We start from the raw sequence: 17,583 nt of genomic DNA on the forward strand, positions 1-17,583 counted from the left end.
ATGCAGCCGGACAGGCTGGTGGACGTCATTCAGCGGACCGGGGTCACCGATCCCCGCATTCTGGCCGCTGTTGTGGCCACGCCGCGCGCGACGTTCGTGCCGCCGCAATCGGTCGCTCGTGCCCAGCTGGACGAGCCGATTCCGATCGGCCACGGCCAACCCACCACGCAGCCGTCGCTGATCGCGCGAATGATCGACGCCCTTGAGCTGTCAGGGACTGAAAAGGTCCTGGAAATCGGCACGGGGTACGGCTACCAAACCGCGCTGTTGGCGCGCCTGGCCCGCCGGGTCGTCTCGGTGGAACGTTACGCCGACCTGGCCGAGCACGCCCGAGTCAATCTGGCGGCGGTGGGCGTGACCAACGCCGAGGTGGTGGTCGGCGATGGCACGACCGGTATGCCCGAGCACGCTCCCTTCGATGCCGTCATCGTGTCCGCATCCGGACGGCGGGTACCTGCCCCGCTGGTCGAGCAGCTCGCCGAGGGGGGCCGGCTCGTCATGCCTATCCAGCAGGTTCTGTATGAGACCGTCATGCTGTACCGCAAGCGACACGGCGATCTGACGGAGCAGCGAATGCTGACGCATGCCCAGTTCGTCCCGTTGGTCAGCGAGGAAGAGGGGGATCAGAGAGGAGGTAATGAACAAGTCGAACCCTGAACGACGCAATCCATCGATCAGTTCTGGGCGCCTGTACTGCGGGATCCCGACACCGCAAGCCCGCGCAGCGGATCAAGGTTCTTCCACCCCTCGGCCTGTTCGTTGACCTCCGGCCGTCGGTCGAAGGCTGAAGACCAGGTCACGTGGCTTCTCAGGTCAACGGGTGGTTCAGGGGCAAGCCCGACCCCCACAGGCTTCAGCACCCGCCGCGGTGGCCCGGTTGTCGGATCCGTGTGTCCTCGCCGTCGTGCGGGGAACAGGGGCGGCATGGAGGTGTTGAGCAGCCGCGTGCTGCTGCGTCCACGCGACCTCGCACGCAGCCGGCACTTCTACGCCGAGACGCTCGGCTTGGCGGTCTATCGTGAGTTCGGCCCGGCCGGTCAGCTCGGAACGGTCTTCTTCCTGGGTCAGGGATTCCTGGAGCTCTCCGGGCGTTTCGACGGCGAGGCCGGCTCGGCGATGTCCCTCTGGCTGCAGGTGCGCGACGTGGCACGCGAGGAGGAACGCCTTCGCGGGGCGGGCGTCACCATGCTGCGCGAGGCCCGCCTGGAGCCGTGGGGTCTCACCGAGCTGTGGATCGCGGATCCCGACGGCCATCGCATCGTCCTGGTGCAGGTCCCGCCCGACCATCCCTTGCGCCGCGACCCGCGCTGACTCCACGACACCCTTCACGTGCTCCCGGCAGATCGCCGGCCAGTCGAGCCCGCGCAGCTCACGTCCGGGAAAGGCGGCACTCACTTCGGCGACCGTCCGGTCGACCGCGTCCTGGACGCTGGCGCACGGCACGTCCACCTCAAGAGTGGAGCGGGTGCGGGCCGTCGTGTGAACCAGCCGCAAGCTGCGCATCAACCCGCCCGCATCCGCCGCTCGTGAAGTCAGCACCCGATCTGGCCTGGCCGAGGTGAACAAGCGCCACGAGGAACACCTCGCCGCCCGCCGCGGGAGTGTGCGCGGACGACCGACCCGGCCGCTACGCCCGGACACCGTCTGCGCGATCCTCCAGCAGCCATCACCCAGCCCAGGATCGTCGAATACCAGGGCCGGGGATCCAGTGGCTTGCTCGGTCCTCAGCTGACCGCTCTCTTCACGAGCTCGGCGATCCTGGCCTCGTCGGCGGCGGTCAGCTCCGTCACAGCGAAGGCGGTCGGCCACATGGTGCCGTCGTCGAGGTTCGCGATGTCGTTGAAGCCGAGAGTCGCGTACCTCGCCTTGAACTTCTCCGCGCTTTGGAAGAAGCAGAGGACCTTGCCGTCCTTGGCGTAGGCGGGCATCCCGTACCACAGCTTGGGCGAGAGGTCCGGCGCGCTGGCCGTGACGATGGCATGGAACCGCTCGGCCAGGACGCGATCCGCTTCCGCCATCTCGGCGATCTTCTCGAGCACGTCGCGCTCCCCGTCGGCCTTGGCCGCGCGCGAGCCGCGGCGGGCGGCCTTCTTCAGCTCCTGGGCGTGCTCCTTCATCGCGGCTCGTTCTTCGTCGGTGAACCCGTCGAACTTCTTGTCAGCTGCGGTGGTGCTCTTGGCGGCCTTCTGCGTTTCGTTCATGGTGGGAAACTCCTTGTCTGCGAATCATGGTCGGGACGGCCGGCTTACAAAGGCGGCCGCCGTAGCGGCGCTAAGAGTGTTCGCGGCGATGAGGCGAGCGGTCGCGGGACCGCGCACCGCTCACCCCCATGCGCCTGCGATCTGCCGGGTGGTGGCATTGAGCCGGTTGAACAGGTTGGTGACGCCGATCATCAGAACGATCGCGGCCAACTGCTTCTCGTCGAAATAGGTGGCGGCCCTGTCCCAGACCTCGTCGCTCACCGCGTCGGCACGGTCGGACAGCCGTGTCGCGGCTTCGGCCAGCGCGAGCGCCGCCCGCTCCTCCTCGGTGAAGTACGGGGCCTCCCGCCAGGCGACGACCGTGGCCAGCCGCTCCTCGCTCACTCCGGCCTTACGAGCGGTCTTGGTGCCCCCGTCGACGCAGGAACTGCAGCCGTTGATCTGGCTGACCCGCAGATGCACCAGCTCCAGCGTCTGACCGTCGACCCCTCCGGCGTGCACGGCCTTGAAGAGCTCCTGGATGGACTGCATCGCGCCGGGCAGAATGAAGGCCGGGTTCTGCATACGAGACTGCATCGTGGTTCTCCTCTTCCTGATCGACGCCCCGTCCCGCGGGGCGTGACTCCATAACAGCCGGACGGGCTTGCCATGACGACGGCGGTGGGACACCGTGGGACAGTCCAAACGGCTTTGGCCTGCGGCGATTCGTCTCGGTAAGTTTCTTCCGCGACGGGACAGAGAGGCAGGACGCGGTGGTTGTGCAACAGCGGATGGCGAAGGTGGACCCCCAAGACGAGCTGGCCGCCCGGCTGCGCCTGCTCCAGGAGCTGTCCGGGCGCGGCGTGCGGGCCCTCGCGCGGGACACGGGCCTCAGCTCGTCGTCGCTGTCGCGCTACCTCAGTGGCCAGTCAGTGCCGCCCTGGCCCGTGGTGATCGAACTCTGCCGCCTCGTCAAGCGTGACCCCCGCCCGCTGCGCCCCCTGTGGGACCGGGCGACGAACCACCTGCCGGCGCCCCCGAAGGCGAGCCGCCAGGTCCAGCCCCCGTCGCCGCCCGCCAGCGCCCCACGCCCGCCCCGCAACGATCTGCCGCGCGACGTGCCCGACTTCACCGGACGTGAGGCCCAGCTCGCCGCCGTCCTCGCCGCGGTGGCCGGCAGCCGGGTGGTCGCCGTCGACGGCATGGCGGGCGTCGGCAAGACCTGTCTGGCGGTGCACGCCGCGCACCAGCTCGCCGCCGAATACCCGGACGCCCAGCTCTATCTGGACCTGCACGGGTTCACCGACGGGCGGGAACCGCTCGATCCCGATCCCGCGCTGCGGGCGTTGCTCGCCGCGCTCGACGTCCCGTCGGAAAAGATCCCGCAGGAGGGCGGCATCGAGCCGCTGGCCGCCTGTTGGCGGTCGGAACTGGCCGGCCGGCGGGCCGTCGTGGTCCTCGACAATGTCGCCAGCGCTGACCAGGTCCGCCCGCTGCTGCCCGGCGCGGGCGTCTCCGTCGCTCTGATCACCAGCCGCAACCGGTTGCTGGGCCTGGAGGAGGTGCCCCCGGTGTCGCTGGACGTACTGGCCCCGGAGGAGAGTGCGGAGCTGCTGGCGCGCGCCAGTGGCGATCCCGGCGGCCCCGACGGCCGGCTGGCCCGCGATCCGGAGTCCGCGGCCGAGGTGCTGCGGTTGTGCGGCCATCTGCCGCTGGCCCTACGGCTGGCCGGGGCCCGGCTGCGGCACCGGCCGGGCTGGACCGTAGGCATCCTCGTCGAGCGTATGGCGGAGGGCACGAGCGAGTTCGACACCGCGTTCGCCATGTCCGTACGGCAGCTGGACCGGGCCGAGCGCCGGTTGTTCCGGTTGCTGGGGCTGCTGTCCGGGTCGTCCTTCGACGAGTACGTGGCGGCGGCACTGGCGGACGTACCGCTGCGCAGCGCCCGGGCGATGCTGGAGAACCTGCTCGACGCGCACCTCGTCCAGCAGCCGTCGGCCGGCCGCTACACGCTGCACGACCTGGTGCATCAGCACGCCCGCCGAGCAGCCGCTGAGCAGGATTCTCCGGCGGAGCGGGAGCAGGCGCTGGGCCGGGTGCTCGACTATTACGTGCACGCGGCGGCTGCCGCCGACGCCGCGATGCCGTACGAGTCCGGCAGCCGCGCGGCGACCGCGGGCCGGCCCCCGGCCGAGCTGCCGCGGTTCACCAACAAGCATGCGGCCCTCTTCTGGTTTGTCACGGAGTACACCAACCTGATGGGCGCCTTCGAGGTGGCGGTCGCCACCGGAGCCGACGCCCACGCGTGCGAGCTGCCGCGCTTCATGCGGACGTTCTTCGCGCGGCGCTGCGGCACGACGCACCTCAACGTCCTCTTCGAGCGATCGCTGGCGGCCGCACAGCGCCTGGGCGATCCGTGGCAACTGGCCGAGGCGCACAGCGACCTGGGGTTCGCCCGCTACAACGCGGGCCGGATGGCGGAGGCCGGCGCCGCGTACGAGGCGGCGGCACCGCTGATATCCCAGGCCGGGGACACCCGCTCCGAGGCAGATCTGATCATGCGCCGCGGCTACCTGAGGTGGGACGAGGGCTACGTCGAGGAGCCACTCGACCTCTTCCGGCTGGCGCGGAAGCTGTACGCGGACGCCGGCTGCCCGATGGGCGCGGCCCATGCGACCGCCGACGAGGCATGGGCGATGCTGCAGCTGGGACACCGCGAGGAGGCGGCTCGGCTGGCCCGCGAGGTGCTGGACATCGCCCACGCCGACCCCGCCTTGCCGGCCGTACTGACCGCCCGGATCACCCTTGGCATGGCCATCACCCACGAGCAACCCGACGAGGCCGCGGAGCACCTGCACCAAGCCCTGGAACTCGCCCGCGAGGACGGCCACAAACACAACGAGGCGTGGTGTCTCAACTGCCTGGGCGTCGCCCTGCGCCAGATGGGCCGCTACGAGGAGGCGCTGGCCAGCCACCGACAGGCGTTCGCACTCCTGGACGAGCTGTTCGAGGAGCACTGGAAGATTCATTTCCTCAACGGGTACGGCGAGACCTGCCGACTGGCCGGCCTGCCCGACGAGGCTTTGCGCTTGCACCGTCAGGCACTCGAGCTGGCTCCGAAGGTGGGCTACCGGCACCAGGAGGCACTGGCCCACGAGGGGATCGCCGCCGTGCTCGAGGAGACGGACCCATCTGCCGCCGCCGAGCACCGCGCGGCAGGGCAGGCCATCCGACAGGAGCTCAAACCAGAGGCCTGACGTGACTGGTCACTCTCGCGGATCATGTCTCTGGTCTACCTGCACGAGAGCTTCTTGGAAGGGTGTGGCAGCCTGGTTGCTCCCGACGGACAGGTTTCGTGCAGCATGCGGATCAATATCGCTACGGCTCATTCGAGCTGAACGCCTGTGATCACAGCGGAACCCCGACGGCCGGCATCACCCGATCGGCAGCCGCCTCGCCGGACCCAGCGCTTGGTGACAATCGGGCCCGCAGCACCTTCAGGGCGTGCCGTACGGCCGCGCGGCTCGCTGGGTTCACCGGTCATACAGGTCGTGGTGGGTCACGCGGGGTTCCTTCTCCAGTAGATAGTCGCCGTCGAAGTCGTAGTACTTGGCGAGGGTGATGTCGTCGCCCGCGAAGGCGGCGATCGCCTGCTCGGATTCCCAGAAGGTCAGCGTGTGGAAGTGCGCGACGTCCCCCTCCTCGCGATGCAACACGTACGCGCCCCGGTTGCCGGGAGTCGACCGGTAGTCGGGGATCGCGACCTCGCGCATCAGCCTCAGGTAGTCCGCTGACTTCTCGATCGGGGTGACGCCGTGCCAGATTCGGGCGATCATCGGATTCCTCTGTACGGAGACAGTGTCCAACCTGCTCTGTTCATAGAATCACCCCAGGTCAGCCTGGACGTCGGTGGACACCACCACGTCTAGAGCCTGTTCTCACCCTTCGAAGCTTCCTGCGCCGGCCTGCCGCCTGCTAGCGCTCGCCGCAAAGCAGCTCGTGGCAGTCGGCGCTGACGACGATGTCCGCTCTCTCCGCCGGCTTCCGGATTGACCACCAAGCTGCTCGCCGAACCTGGCCGGTCAGGGCTGACGTCCGATGAACCGTAGGAACGCGGTCTGGCCGTCGGCGTCCCGTACGGTGGGAGCGCTTGGGGCGAACGCGCCGGTCGCCAGCAGCGCTGCGTGGTGCGGGAGGAGTGCCTGGTGGGTACGGGCGACGGCCTCGGGGTCCAGCTTCTCGTCGCCTCCGGTGGCGCGGGCCAGGTCCCAGGTGTGTCCCAGCAGTTCGAGGGCGCCGATCACGTCGGTGGCCTCCTCCACGGGTACTGGTCCGAGTGGTCCTCCGGGCAGCGGCCGTCGGGCCAGTATGGGGTCACGCAGCATCGCCAGTATCTGGTCGCGGCAGGCGATGAACGCGGCGGCCAGGTCCGCGTCCGGCTCCACGGCGGGTGCGTCGGCCATGGGCGAGACGGCGACGCCGTGTTCGGCTTCAGGTCGGGTGCCGTGGACGGCGGCGAGGATGCCGCGGTGGCCGTTGATGACGTGTGCGACCACGTCGCGGGCCACCCAACCCTGGCAGGGGCTCGGTGCGTCCCAGCGGCCGGCCGGAGTGGCTCGGACTCGGGCCAGGAAGGCATCGGCGAGGTCGGAGTAACGTTCTGCTATTTCGGACATGCGGCAGCTCCTGTCGTCGGAGTGGAGGAGTGCAAAGGGGTGGGCGCCTGGGGATCAGCGTGGTTCGAGCCGGTGCAGGACCTCGTCGAGGCGGCGCATGGCCATGGAACGCCAGCCGCCGCCCATGATGGTGCGGGCGCGTTGCTGGATCGGGCTGTCGGGATCGAAGCCCTCATGGACGAGAAAGAGTCGGGTGCCACGGCCCTCCGGCTGGAGGGTCCAGGTGATGGTCCAGTCGGCGCGGCCGGGGCTGTCGGGGTCAGCGTCGCGCCAGCCGATGCGGAGCATGCGTTCGGGCTCGAAGGCCAGGACCTCGGCCTGCACGATGCCGGAGAAGCCGGTGGCGGGCATGGCTTGGGCCCGCATGGTGTAGCGGTGCCCGACCTCGAGGCGGAAGTCGCCGGGCATGAGCCACTGGGCGAGCAGGTCCGGCTCGGTCAGCGCCCGCCACACTTTCCGCGGCGGATGAGTCAGGAACTGGTCGACGCGGACCGTGGTCAGATCGTCCTCGGTCACGACTGATCGTCGTCCCATGTGTCGAGCAGGTCGCGCAGTCCGGTCAGCTTCTCACGCCAGAACCTCTCGAACGGGTGCAGCCATTCCTGCACCTCGTACAAGGCGGCCGCCTCCAGGCGGTAGAGCCGTTGCCGCCCGGCTCTGGTCTCGCTGACCAGCCCGGCCTCCCTGAGCACCCGCAGATGTTCGGAGAAACTCGGGCGGGCCATGGCGAAGTGCGAGGCCAGTTCGGTGACCGGTTGCGGCCCGTGCTCTCGCAGCAGCCGCAGCACCTCGCGCCGCACCGGACTCGCCAGCGCCGCGAAAGCCCGGTCAGCGTCCGTTTCGACAGCGGGCATCGGGGTCAGGCCCCCGATGGAGCCGGAGCGGACAGCACGAAGCTGTTGCCGTCCGGATCGGTGAGAGTTACCTGGCGCCCCCATGGCAGGTCGGTCGGTCCCTCGATGCCGGCACCCGCCTTCGCCAGTTCCGCGCAGTCGGCGTCCAGGTCGGTCGTCTCGAGGATGATCCCCTTCGCGCTGCCGGGGGCGAAGCCCTGCTGCGCGGTGGCGAGCGTGAAGCTGGTCTGGGCTCCCTTCGGGGCGACCTGAAGCCACCGTACCGGGCCCATTTGCTGGTCGGCGATGACTTCGAAGCCGAGCGAGGAGACGTAGAAGTCCTTCGCCCGGTCCTGGTCGGAGACGGGCACTGTGACGATCTTGGCGTGGGTGATGTTCACGTCCCCAGTATAGGTAGGAATTATCCTACGCATCGACCGGATCCAGAAATTCGCCTCAGCTCCACGAGTCATGCCCTGCTGCGCACGAAGGCGTAGCAAGGTGAGGCGGTAACACCATCCTGCCGCTATCAACCGCTTGGCCATGGCCTGCGCCCGATGGGTCAGCAGCGAAAAGCGGCGTGCGGACCGATCGGTTTGCACTACACGTCATTCCTGTCCAACGGACAATGGCCACGTGACTGAGCACCTGATCCCGAAACAAGGCATGTGGTTCGAGCATGCCCTGGAGCACGAGATCGACCCGCAGCACGGCTTCCGCCCCGCGCGATGCGTGATCACGGACATCGCCGACCCCAGAGCCACGGCTCTTCCCCAGGTGCTCTACCGGCGGATTGACGACTTAGGAGAGGGCTCACCGAACAGCATCGACGTCGATCTGTTCGGTGACATCGTGCTGCGATGGCTGACAGCCGAGGAATGCGCACAAGCGGAAAGACAGGCGCGATTCAGATGAGCACCGAGAACATTTGAGCACCGCCCACGATTGGAGGGTGTCAGCCGGTCCCCTCTTCGGCGGCGGCAAGATCCTCATGCTGGAGCGCGGCGCCTTCGCCGGGCTGGACTGCGCGATGATGGCCCACCCCGGCCCGGTCGACGTCGCGCGCGCCGAGCCGTACGCCGTGACGCACTGGAAGGTGAGCTACCGCGGCCGGGCCGCGCACGCCGCCGCCTACCCCGAGCAGGGCGTCAACGCGGCCGACGGGTTCACCCTCGCCCAGGTCGCCATCGGGCTGCTGCGCCAGCCTCGGCCGGCGTGCACGGCATCGTCACCCACGGTGGCGACGCGCCCAACGCGATCCCCGGCCGGACCGAAGGCCGCTGGTACGTCCGCGCCGCCACCCTCGACGCCGCCGTCGCCCTCGCCTGGACCGCGGCCGACCCCGAGCTCAGCCGACGTCGATCCGAAGGAGAACCCGATCGTTCTCCACTTGTATCCAGGCGTCGAGAATCGCCGGTCGATCGGACGAACTGACGGGAGTGATGGGTATGGCGCAGCCGTCCGCGTCGTGGAGGCAGCCAGCGGGGTTGGCGACGGGGCGGACCTCCGCCACGCCGGGCAGCCTGGTGAGCCATTGGCGGACGGCGGCGATGGCGTGAGCGCACCCGTCCACGCACGTGCCGGTCGCGGTGAACGTCACTCGGGCACGGTCATCCTCGGTGCGTGTTTCGGCGAGCCGATTGAAGCCCTTGGGCATTCCCAGGGTCCTGGCCGCTTGCAGGCTGGCGTCGTAGGTGGTGCTCCCACGGTCCGCTGACATCAGCTTGACGAGCGCCGACGAGGCCGCCACGACCGCCAGCACCACCGCGATGACCGCCATGACCTGTGTTCCCCCCTTTCGGACAGGTGGTGCGGGGCTCCGCGCTGAGACCGGCGAGGGCTTCAGCAGCTGGTGCAACTGGTCCATGGTCAGCCGTTCGGCCGGGTCTTTGCGCAGCAGCCCCCTCAGCACAGGTTCGAGGGGCCCGGCCCGTACGGCGGGAGCCGGCTCCTCCGTCGCGACGGCGACCATGACCGCTCCCGGACTGGCGCCGGCGAACGGCGGACGCCCCTCCACCGCGGTGTAAAGGGTCGCGCCCAGCGACCAGAGGTCGGACTCTGGGGTGGCCGGCAGGCCACGGACCTGCTCGGGCGCCATGAAGGCGGGAGTCCCGATGAGCATCCCCGAACCCGTCAGGGCCGCATCGCCCTCAACGGCGGCGATCCCGAAGTCGCTCAGGACGGCACGACCGTCTTCCAGCAGGATGTTGGCGGGCTTGATGTCGCGATGGGTGATGCCCGACCGGTGCGCGGCACGGAGCGCTGCCAGCATCCGCTCGAGATCATCCACTTCAGGCAATATAGCCGCAGTGGGTGCGCCCGGCCTCAGGGTCGAGGGCTGACCTCCCCCACCCGCCATCCACCGTATTCAGTGGTGAAGCTCGATGTCAGCCGCGTGCCGTCCTCCGTCCGGAGATGCCAGGCGAGCTCGAAGAACGTGGGCCGATCGCGCTTGTCCAGCTCCAGTTTCCAGGTGAGCGTCGTCTTGGCGAGCGCCTCCTTGGTGTCGGCGACCGTGGGCATGCGAAGGAAACACTCCCAGAGCTGGGCCGGCGCCTCGGTCGTGGTCAGCGAGCCGGAGTACAGGCGGCCGGACGACCGGATCCGGGGCGTGACTCTCGCCAGGTCGGCGATGATGCCGATGGCGGCCATCGTGTGCGCGTACTTGGCGTACTCCATGATCTCGATGGCGTTCGGGTTGTCGACCCGCCTACCGTCCACGAAGTCGTCGATCCCGGCCAGGAGCACCCGCCGGTTCACCCGGCCCAGGTCGGTGGTGACGGTCATGTCCATGCGGGTGTCGAGCGGCGACGATCCGGCGCTGTGGTGGTAGGAGAGCTTCCCCTTGGCGCTGAACGTCCAGTCGCCTTGGCTGAGGCCGCCCTGGTAGGAGAAGTCCGCCATGGGCGTCGCGCCCACGCCGCTCTCGATGGCGGTGGCGAGGTCGCTCGGCGCAGGTGGGCTCGCCTCCGCTCCACCCGTGGACGCGGACAGGTTCGACGGCGCGGCGCCGTCCGATCCCCCGCCGCGCCGCCACAGCAGCACGCCCGCGGTCGCGGCGGCCGCCGCGACCGCGGCACCTGTCGCCAGCAGCGCGCGCCGCGAGACCCCGCCCGCACTCGGGCCCGTCGCCTGCTGATCCTGGGGGAATCCCTCAGGGTGGACGGCGCCGCCGCCGTGCGCCGCCGCGGCCCCCTGGCGTAAGACGGTCTCCTCGCGCTCGAGAGCGCGCTCGCCTCGCTGCTCGCCCAGGAGCTCGAGCAGCAGGTCCCGGGCGGACGGCCGGCGGGCCGGATCCTTGGCCAGGGAGCGGGCGACGATCGCGCGCAGCGGCTCCGGCACCTCGCTCAGGTCGGGGTCGGCGTGCAGGATCCGGTAGGCGACGGCCGCGAAGGTGTCCGCGCCGAACGGCGGCCGCCCACCGGCCGCGTACGCCATGGTCGAGCCCCACGCGAACACGTCCGTGGCCGGTCCCACGGGCCCGCCGGAGAACTGCTCGGGCGCCATGTAAGGCGGCGTGCCGACGGAGCCCTGCTTCGTGGTGTCGGCACCGATCAGCCGCGCGATGCTGAAGTCGATCACTCGCGGCCCGTCCGGCCCCATCAGCACGTTGCCTGGCTTGAAGTCGCGGTGGACCACGCCCGCTCGGTGAATGGCGGCCAGCGCCGTGGCGGTGCCGATGGCCAGGCGGGTCAGCGCCGCGCCGCGCACCGGGGCGACCGTGGCCAGCGCGGGCCCGTCGATGAACTCGCTGGCCACGTAGGGCGGCTCATGGTCCAGGTCGGCGCGCAGGACGCGGGCCGTACAGAACTCGTCGACCTGGCGAGCGGCCGCCAGCTCGCGCGCGAAGGCGTGGTCGATGCCGACGTTCACGACCTTGACGGCGGCGAGCTCGCCGCGCTCGTCCTGGCCCAGGTAGACGGTGCCCTGCCCACCTCGGCCGAGCTGGCGGATGACGCGGTAGGGGCCGATGTCCACACGTGCCTCACATGATCGAAATTGAGCGCCAAGAGCCTAACTCAGCGCGCAATGCCGGTGCGCGAACGGTGGAGCATCTGTGGCTACCAGGCTAGGGACTCCAGCTTCTCCTCGATGGTGGCGATCGTCTCGTGCGCATCGGATGCGAGGGACGAATCGATGATCTTCCAGAACTCGTCGCGATCCATGATGTCGTCGTTCGTCTTTCAGGCGGGTGAAGAGGACGGCAGGGGTGCGACAGGGAGTGTGGTGAGCAGGCTGGTGAAAGCGGTGGCGGCCCATTCCTGCCAGCGCGAGTGTTCCCAGCCCCGGTCGCGCACCAGCAGGTTGTAGGTCTCCGGCGACAGCAGCGCCACCGCGACGTCGGTGGCCTCGCCGACCGTCAGACCGCCGGCGAGCGGGGTCTTGCGGGTCAACTCCACGATGAAGACGCGCTGGACGGTCAGCCGCTGCTGGATGTTGGTGGCCCAGATCTCGGCCAGATCGGGATCAGTGGTCGCGGCGCTGCGCACCACGTCCAGCAGGGCAGCGGCCCGCAGGTAGATGTCCCCGGCGCCGGCGATCTGCCGTCGGATCTGGCTGCGCGGATCGGGGTCGGCCAGCGCCTCGCGCACCCAGGCTCGTTCCAGCGTGGGCACCGGTTCGTCGTCACCGGCGACGGCCTGGTCGAGTGCCGCGGCGAGGATGGCCTTCTTGGTGCCGAAGGCGTAGTAGACGGTCTGCTCGCCGACCCCGGCCGCGGCGGCGATGGCGCCGATGCTGGTGCCGGTGTAGCCGGCCGTGGTGAACAGCTCGGTGGCCGCGGCGATGATGCGGGCCTTGGTGACGCGCGCCCGCGCGGTGCGCCCGTCCTCGCGCTCGGGAGCCTTGGCGGCCCCGCGCTTGCCGCGTTGCGATCTGTCACTCACCTGGTAACTGTAGCACTACTACCAAAACATCGCCGCGGAACCGGGACGGCATGGGTCGCGTCCCCCTTGTGGATCACGGGAGGCGAGGCGGGCCGGGAAGGGCCCCCTCGGCTGATTCCCCGCTTGGTGACCCCGTCAGTGCTCCCTGCGCAGCAGCACCAGGGCGGGCGCGGCGGCGACGACGGTCATGACCAGGACGGCGGGGCCGAGCAGGCCGGCGGCCAGGAGTGGCGTGACGAGGCCGGCTCCGATCGGGGGCGTGGCCTGCATGAGCGTTCTGAGGATGGCGAAGCCCCTGCCGCGCAGGTCCGCCGGGATGCGCGCCATCCGGAGCGTTTGCGCCCAGATGGTCATCGGCGCGCTGAACATCCCGATGACGAGGAAGCCTGCGGCGACCCCGATCGTGTGCGGAGCGGTCAGGAGCGCCAGGAAGCCGGTGGCGGCGATGAGCTGGACCACCGCGATCGCTCTGATCGGGCGCGCCCGCGGGGCTCGGGCGCCGGCGACCGCCGCGCCGACGAGTTCGCCCGCGGACAGAGCGGCGAGCAGCAGCCCCAGGGCCTGCGGACCGCCGTCGAGCCGGGTCTTGGCCAGCCAGGGCCCGGCGACGAGCAGCATGCCCGCGGCGATGTTGAAGGCCATGAACGCGAGCGTGGTCGCGACCAGTGTTCGGTCGCGCAGCATCATCAAGACGTTGCCGCGCGGCCTCGCCGTGTCGGGCCGCTGTGCGGGGGTGAGCGGACGGCGGACGGCGAGGGCGGCCACGGCGAACAGCGCGTACGAGACCGCGTCGAAGGCCAGCACGGCCTCGCTGCCGAATCCCGCGATCAGGAGTCCGCCGAGCGCGGGACCGATCATCCCGGCAAGGCTGAAGCTCAGGCTCTCCAGGGCATTGGCCGCGTCCCGGTCCTCCTCGGGGACGAGATCGGGAATCGCCGCGGGGAACCCTGCCAGCGGCACCATCTTGAACAGCCCGTAGACCGCGGCCACGACGAAGGGAAGCGCCGCGGGCACCTCTCCCAGAGCCGACGCGACCGGGATCGACACCATCGCCGCGCCACGAACCACGCTGTCGACGGCCAGCACGTGCCGCTTGTCGAACCGGTCCAGGATCGGACCGCTCAGCAGGCCGCCCGCGAACACGGGCAGCGTGTAGCAGACGGTCAGCAGCCCGAGCAGCTGGACGCCGCCCGGCTGGGACAGCACCAGCCACGTCAGGGCGACGAACGTCATCCCGTCACCCATGAGCGAGAGAGACGAGCCCAGCCACAGCACCCGGAAGTCGCGCCGCGACAGTGCCTGCCGGTAGCCGGCCCGCCGGCCACGAGCGAGATCGTTCACAGTCATGCGGCCAGCGTGGCCGCGGCCGACCCCGGGCGCTGGCGGGCATCGGTCGGCGACGTCGGCGTCCGATGGCCGCCAGCCCGCTTCATGCCGGTGTGGCACGCTTGAGCAGGTGATCGAGGACGAGGTCGCGTTCGCGGCCATGGAGAGCCGCGACCCGCGCTTCGACGGGTGGTTCTACGTCGCCGTCACCACCACCGGCATCTACTGCCGCCCGAGCTGCCCTGCCGTCATGCCGAAGCCGCAGCACGTCCGGCTGTTCCCTACGGCGGCCGCGGCGCAGGTCAACGGCTTCCGGGCATGCAGGAGGTGCCGTCCCGACGCCGCTCCCGGCTCGCCCGAGTGGAACACGCGCACGGATCTGGTCGGCCGGGCCATGCGGTTGATCGCCGACGGGATCGTCGACCGCGAAGGCGTGGCCGGGCTGGCCGCCCGCCTCGGATACAGCCAGCGGCAGGTGCATCGCCAGCTCCTCGCCGAGGTCGGCGCCGGGCCGCAGGCGCTGGCCAGGACGCAGCGGGCGCAGACCGCCCGGATGCTGCTGGAGGCCGGCTCGCTGCCGGTCAGCGATGTGGCCTTCGCCGCCGGGTTCGCCAGCATCAGGCAGTTCAACGAGACCATCAGGCAGGTGTACGCGGCGACGCCGAGCCGGCTGCGCGGCGCGGGGAGCGGCGCCCACGTGCCCGGCGCCACCACGTTACGGCTCGCCTACCGGCCGCCCATGGACGTTCCCGCAACCCTGGACCACCTGGGCGCGCGTGCCGTTCCCGGCATCGAGGACTACTCCGGTGGCGCCTACAGCAGGTCGTTGTCTCTGCCGTACGGCGTGGGCGTGGTCATGCTGCGGCCGGCGACCGGTTACGTGGCCTGCGAGCTCCGGCTGGAGGATCTCAGAGATCTCACGGCGGCCGTGCAACGCTGTCGGCGGCTGCTCGACCTGGATGCCGACCAGCAGGCCATCGACGCCTTCCTCGGCGCGGATCCGTGGCTCGGGCCGCTGGTCGCGGCCCGTCCCGGCGTGCGGGTGCCCGGCTGCGCCGACCCCGGCGAGCTGGCGATCCGGGCCGTGCTGAGCCGCCGGACGCGAGCCGCGGCGGTTCGCGCCCACCTCGCCGACCTGGTCAGAAGGTACGGCAGGCCGCTCGCCACCCCGTTCGGCGGGATAACGCACCTGTTTCCCGACATGTCGGTCCTGGCCGAGGCCACGCCCGCCTGCCGTACCCAGCGTGAACTGGCCCGCGCGCTCGCCGACGGGACCCTCGGGCTGGACGCCGGCTGTGACCCCCACCAGGTGCGCAAGCACCTGCTCGACATCCCGGGCATGAGCCGATGGGCGATCTCCGCCATCCGGATGAGGGCGCTCGGCGATCCCGACGTCCTCCTGCCCGGCGTGTCCGTACGGCGTGCCGTCCACCGGTTGACCGCCCGCCCGGACCGCTGGCGCCCCTGGCGCTCGTACGCCACGCAACAGCTGATGCTCAGGAGTTGACCGTGATCCCGTTCGGCAGGCGGGAGCGCCCGGAAGATCTGTAACCTTCCGGTTCCCGCGCTGCTTCCCATTGACGTGGGCAAGACCGACGTGAGTGGCTCCACCCCGGCCAGGCGGGGTGGAGTTCTGTGGCGCTCGACGTCGGCCCTGCCGGTCAGCCCGTGGGCGGCGTCGTCGGCGGAGTCGTCGGCGGAGTCGTCGGCGGGGTCATCGGCGGGGTCATCGGCGGAGTCGTCGGCGGAGTCGTCGGGGTCATCGTCGGCGGGCGTGTCGTCGGCGGGGGCGTCGTCGGCGGCTTCGTCGTCGGGCGCGTGCAACTGTTGAAGCCCGCGTTGTACCCGTCGCGGAACCCACGCTGGAACGCACCACTTCCGGTGGATCTGAGGTCGTAACCTCTTCCTGCCTTGCAGTCGCCACGTCCGTCGACGTATCCGGCTGAGTAACCCCTCCTGTACTGCCTCTTCTTTCCGGGCGGCGACTGGACGGCGATCCCGAGCTCCACGCTCGCGCTGGTCACCGTTGTCCTTGCCGAGCTCGGGTCGGCCGAGGCAGGTGCGGCCACGACCGGGCCTAGTGCGAGAGCTGTGAGGAGCGCTGGGCCAGCCAGCATCACACCGCGCTTTGCGCGCATCCTGATCTCCTTCTTCTCCTCGCCGGGCGGTCCGCGGCGATCGTCACTGTCGGGTCGTGCTCCGGCGTTCACCTGCCAGCATGGCCAACCCCGTGTCACCTCAGCGCGATGCCGACGTGACGGCGGCGTCACCGGGACCCGTGGACGTGACGCGGATGGCCTCAGACGGCGGGGCGCCGGCTCCGAGCGGCGCGCCGTACGAGCATGACGCACAGGACCACCAGCCAGGCGGCGAGAACCAGCCGGGCGAGCCCGGACTCCCCCGTCATCAACCGCCATTGACGCGCTCCCCGGCCTGAAGGCCGGGGATTCAGCCCGTGCCGCACTGTGCGGCACCTCTGTGACTTCCTGTTTCGCCGGGTCCTGCCCTCCGCTAGTCGGCGGGTCTTACGGTCCCTCCGCAGGCGTTTAGCCTGTCCGCCCGTCCGGCGGCCAGGATGTTGACGGCGGCGTTGACATCCCGGTCGTGTACTGCGCCGCAGGGGCAGGACCACGAGCGGACATTCAATGGCATCGCCTCGGCCAGCCGCCCACATGCTGAGCACAGCTTCGAGCTGGGGAACCATCGGTCGACCTTGGCGAAGGTGCGACCGTAGCGCGCCGCCTTGTACTCCAGCATGCCGACGAACTGCGACCAGCCCGCGTCGTGCACGCTCTTGGCGAGCTTCGTGCGCGCGAGCCCCGACACGGCAAGATCCTCCACGTACACCGCTTGGTTGTCGCGGATGATCTGCGTGGAGAGCTTGTGTGCCCAGTCCCGGCGCGTGTCGGTAACCCTGGCATGCGCCTTGGCGACCACCTGCTTGGCCTTCTGCCTGTTCGCGGAGCCCTTCTGCGTGCGACTCAACGCCTTCTGCGCCTTGCGCAGCTTCTTGGCCGCGCGGCGCAGGATGCGCGGGTTGGCCACCTTGCGTCCATCCGACAGCACCGCGAAGTGCGACAGGCCCAGGTCGATCACGATCTCGGCATCCGAGCCCGGCAAGGGCTGATCGGTCGTCTCCACGACGAACGACGCGAAGTATCGGCCCGCCGCATCCTTGATCACCGTCACAGACGACGGGTCGGACGGCACGTTCCGCGACCAGCGGACCGGCACATCGCCGATCTTCGGAAGGCGCAGCTTCCCGCCCGGTGTGATCGTGAAGCGGGCGTTCTTGGTGAAGCGGATCGCCTGCCGCGAGTCCTTGCGGGAGCGGAACCGGGGCGGGGCCAGCTTGCGGCCCTTGCGCTTGCCGGTGAGCGAGGCGAAGAAGTTGCGGTAGGCGGTGTTCAGGTCGGCGAGAGCCTGCTGGAGCAGCACCGCTGAGACCTCGCCCAGCCAGGCCCGCTCCGGCGTCGCTTTCGCCTGCGTGATCACCTGCTTGGACAGGTCCCTATCCGAGATGTACGGCATCCCTGCCGCGTGGGCTTCCTGCCGTGTGCAGCCCGTCGTTGAACACCGTCCGCGCGCACCCGAACGCCCTGGCCAGCGCTTGACGCTGACCCGGCGTCGGGTGGAGGCGGAAGTTGTACCGCAGCTGCACTGATCAAACCTATCGGCAAGC

The 17,583-nt window shown here is 70.0% G+C and carries 17 protein-coding genes and 1 pseudogene; 6 read left to right on the forward strand and 12 right to left on the reverse strand.

Going from position 1 to position 17,583, the window contains the following annotated elements; translation table 11 throughout:
* Positions 1 to 657, forward strand: a complete 657-nt coding sequence (locus tag H4W81_RS33550; protein WP_192778466.1) for a protein-L-isoaspartate(D-aspartate) O-methyltransferase — start codon at positions 1 to 3, stop codon at positions 655 to 657.
* Between the two features lie 267 nt (positions 658 to 924).
* The gene (locus H4W81_RS33555) at positions 925 to 1,311 is read left to right on the forward strand and encodes a VOC family protein (protein ID WP_192778467.1); all 387 of its coding nucleotides are present in this window, start codon (positions 925 to 927) and stop codon (positions 1,309 to 1,311) included.
* Positions 1,312 to 1,724: 413 nt separating this feature from the next.
* Here the strand turns inward: H4W81_RS33555 and H4W81_RS33560 are convergent, their stop codons facing one another.
* Together H4W81_RS33560 and H4W81_RS33565 are read right to left on the reverse strand one after the other, a co-directional pair.
* Positions 1,725 to 2,201, reverse strand: coding sequence for an iron chaperone (locus H4W81_RS33560; RefSeq protein WP_192778468.1), 477 nt, complete (start codon positions 2,199 to 2,201; stop codon positions 1,725 to 1,727).
* Between the two features lie 120 nt (positions 2,202 to 2,321).
* Complete coding sequence (locus tag H4W81_RS33565) at positions 2,322 to 2,777, reverse strand: carboxymuconolactone decarboxylase family protein (RefSeq protein WP_192778469.1); 456 nt, start codon at positions 2,775 to 2,777, stop codon at positions 2,322 to 2,324.
* 176 nt (positions 2,778 to 2,953) lie between these two features.
* On the opposite strand from H4W81_RS33565, the gene H4W81_RS33570 reads away from it, so the two are divergent.
* The gene (locus tag H4W81_RS33570) at positions 2,954 to 5,437 is read left to right on the forward strand and encodes a tetratricopeptide repeat protein (RefSeq protein ID WP_318782136.1); all 2,484 of its coding nucleotides are present in this window, start codon (positions 2,954 to 2,956) and stop codon (positions 5,435 to 5,437) included.
* Positions 5,438 to 5,713: 276 nt separating this feature from the next.
* On the opposite strand, the gene H4W81_RS33575 is transcribed toward H4W81_RS33570, so the two are convergent.
* From H4W81_RS33575 to H4W81_RS33595, 5 genes are all read right to left on the reverse strand, one after another.
* On the reverse strand, positions 5,714 to 6,016 hold the full coding sequence (locus H4W81_RS33575) for an antibiotic biosynthesis monooxygenase family protein (RefSeq protein WP_192778470.1): 303 nt from the start codon (positions 6,014 to 6,016) through the stop codon (positions 5,714 to 5,716).
* 246 nt (positions 6,017 to 6,262) lie between these two features.
* Positions 6,263 to 6,856 (reverse strand): maleylpyruvate isomerase family mycothiol-dependent enzyme, encoded by a 594-nt coding sequence (locus H4W81_RS33580; RefSeq protein WP_192778471.1) that lies wholly within the window; start codon positions 6,854 to 6,856, stop codon positions 6,263 to 6,265.
* Between the two features lie 54 nt (positions 6,857 to 6,910).
* Complete coding sequence (locus H4W81_RS33585) at positions 6,911 to 7,372, reverse strand: SRPBCC family protein (RefSeq protein WP_318782137.1); 462 nt, start codon at positions 7,370 to 7,372, stop codon at positions 6,911 to 6,913.
* Positions 7,369 to 7,710, reverse strand: a complete 342-nt coding sequence (locus H4W81_RS33590) for an ArsR/SmtB family transcription factor (RefSeq protein WP_192778473.1) — start codon at positions 7,708 to 7,710, stop codon at positions 7,369 to 7,371. The genes H4W81_RS33585 and H4W81_RS33590 overlap by 4 nt, the downstream gene beginning before the upstream one ends.
* Before the next feature lie 5 nt (positions 7,711 to 7,715).
* Positions 7,716 to 8,090 carry a VOC family protein gene (locus H4W81_RS33595; RefSeq protein WP_192778474.1) on the reverse strand — a complete coding sequence of 125 codons (375 nt, stop codon included), beginning with the start codon at positions 8,088 to 8,090 and terminating at the stop codon, positions 7,716 to 7,718.
* A gap of 235 nt (positions 8,091 to 8,325) precedes the next feature.
* On the opposite strand from H4W81_RS33595, the gene H4W81_RS33600 reads away from it, so the two are divergent.
* Positions 8,326 to 8,604, forward strand: coding sequence for a hypothetical protein (locus H4W81_RS33600; RefSeq protein ID WP_192778475.1), 279 nt, complete (start codon positions 8,326 to 8,328; stop codon positions 8,602 to 8,604).
* 433 nt (positions 8,605 to 9,037) lie between these two features.
* Here H4W81_RS33600 and H4W81_RS33605 read toward each other — a convergent pair whose 3' ends face one another.
* The 4 genes from H4W81_RS33605 to H4W81_RS33620 all read right to left on the reverse strand — a co-directional run bounded on the left by H4W81_RS33605 (position 9,038) and on the right by H4W81_RS33620 (position 13,922).
* Complete coding sequence (locus tag H4W81_RS33605; RefSeq protein WP_318782138.1) at positions 9,038 to 9,979, reverse strand: serine/threonine-protein kinase; 942 nt, start codon at positions 9,977 to 9,979, stop codon at positions 9,038 to 9,040.
* A gap of 35 nt (positions 9,980 to 10,014) precedes the next feature.
* Complete coding sequence (locus H4W81_RS33610; RefSeq protein WP_192778477.1) at positions 10,015 to 11,667, reverse strand: serine/threonine-protein kinase; 1,653 nt, start codon at positions 11,665 to 11,667, stop codon at positions 10,015 to 10,017.
* A gap of 206 nt (positions 11,668 to 11,873) precedes the next feature.
* Positions 11,874 to 12,575, reverse strand: coding sequence for a TetR/AcrR family transcriptional regulator (locus H4W81_RS33615; RefSeq protein ID WP_192778478.1), 702 nt, complete (start codon positions 12,573 to 12,575; stop codon positions 11,874 to 11,876).
* Between the two features lie 135 nt (positions 12,576 to 12,710).
* Entirely contained in the window at positions 12,711 to 13,922 is a 1,212-nt protein-coding gene (locus tag H4W81_RS33620; protein WP_192778479.1) for an MFS transporter, read from the reverse strand.
* A gap of 109 nt (positions 13,923 to 14,031) precedes the next feature.
* Between H4W81_RS33620 and H4W81_RS33625 the strand changes: the two genes are divergently transcribed.
* Complete coding sequence (locus tag H4W81_RS33625) at positions 14,032 to 15,408, forward strand: AlkA N-terminal domain-containing protein (RefSeq protein ID WP_318782141.1); 1,377 nt, start codon at positions 14,032 to 14,034, stop codon at positions 15,406 to 15,408.
* Between the two features lie 128 nt (positions 15,409 to 15,536).
* Positions 15,537 to 15,800: a hypothetical protein gene (locus H4W81_RS33630; RefSeq protein ID WP_192778480.1), complete on the forward strand. Its 264-nt coding sequence runs from the start codon at positions 15,537 to 15,539 to the stop codon at positions 15,798 to 15,800.
* 612 nt (positions 15,801 to 16,412) lie between these two features.
* Here H4W81_RS33630 and H4W81_RS33635 read toward each other — a convergent pair.
* Positions 16,413 to 17,562 (reverse strand): annotated as a pseudogene (locus H4W81_RS33635) (RNA-guided endonuclease InsQ/TnpB family protein).
* Positions 17,563 to 17,583: the final 21 nt, after the last annotated feature.

Origin of the sequence: Nonomuraea africana (genome assembly GCF_014873535.1) — a bacterium.
Taxonomy (GTDB): domain Bacteria; phylum Actinomycetota; class Actinomycetes; order Streptosporangiales; family Streptosporangiaceae; genus Nonomuraea; species Nonomuraea africana.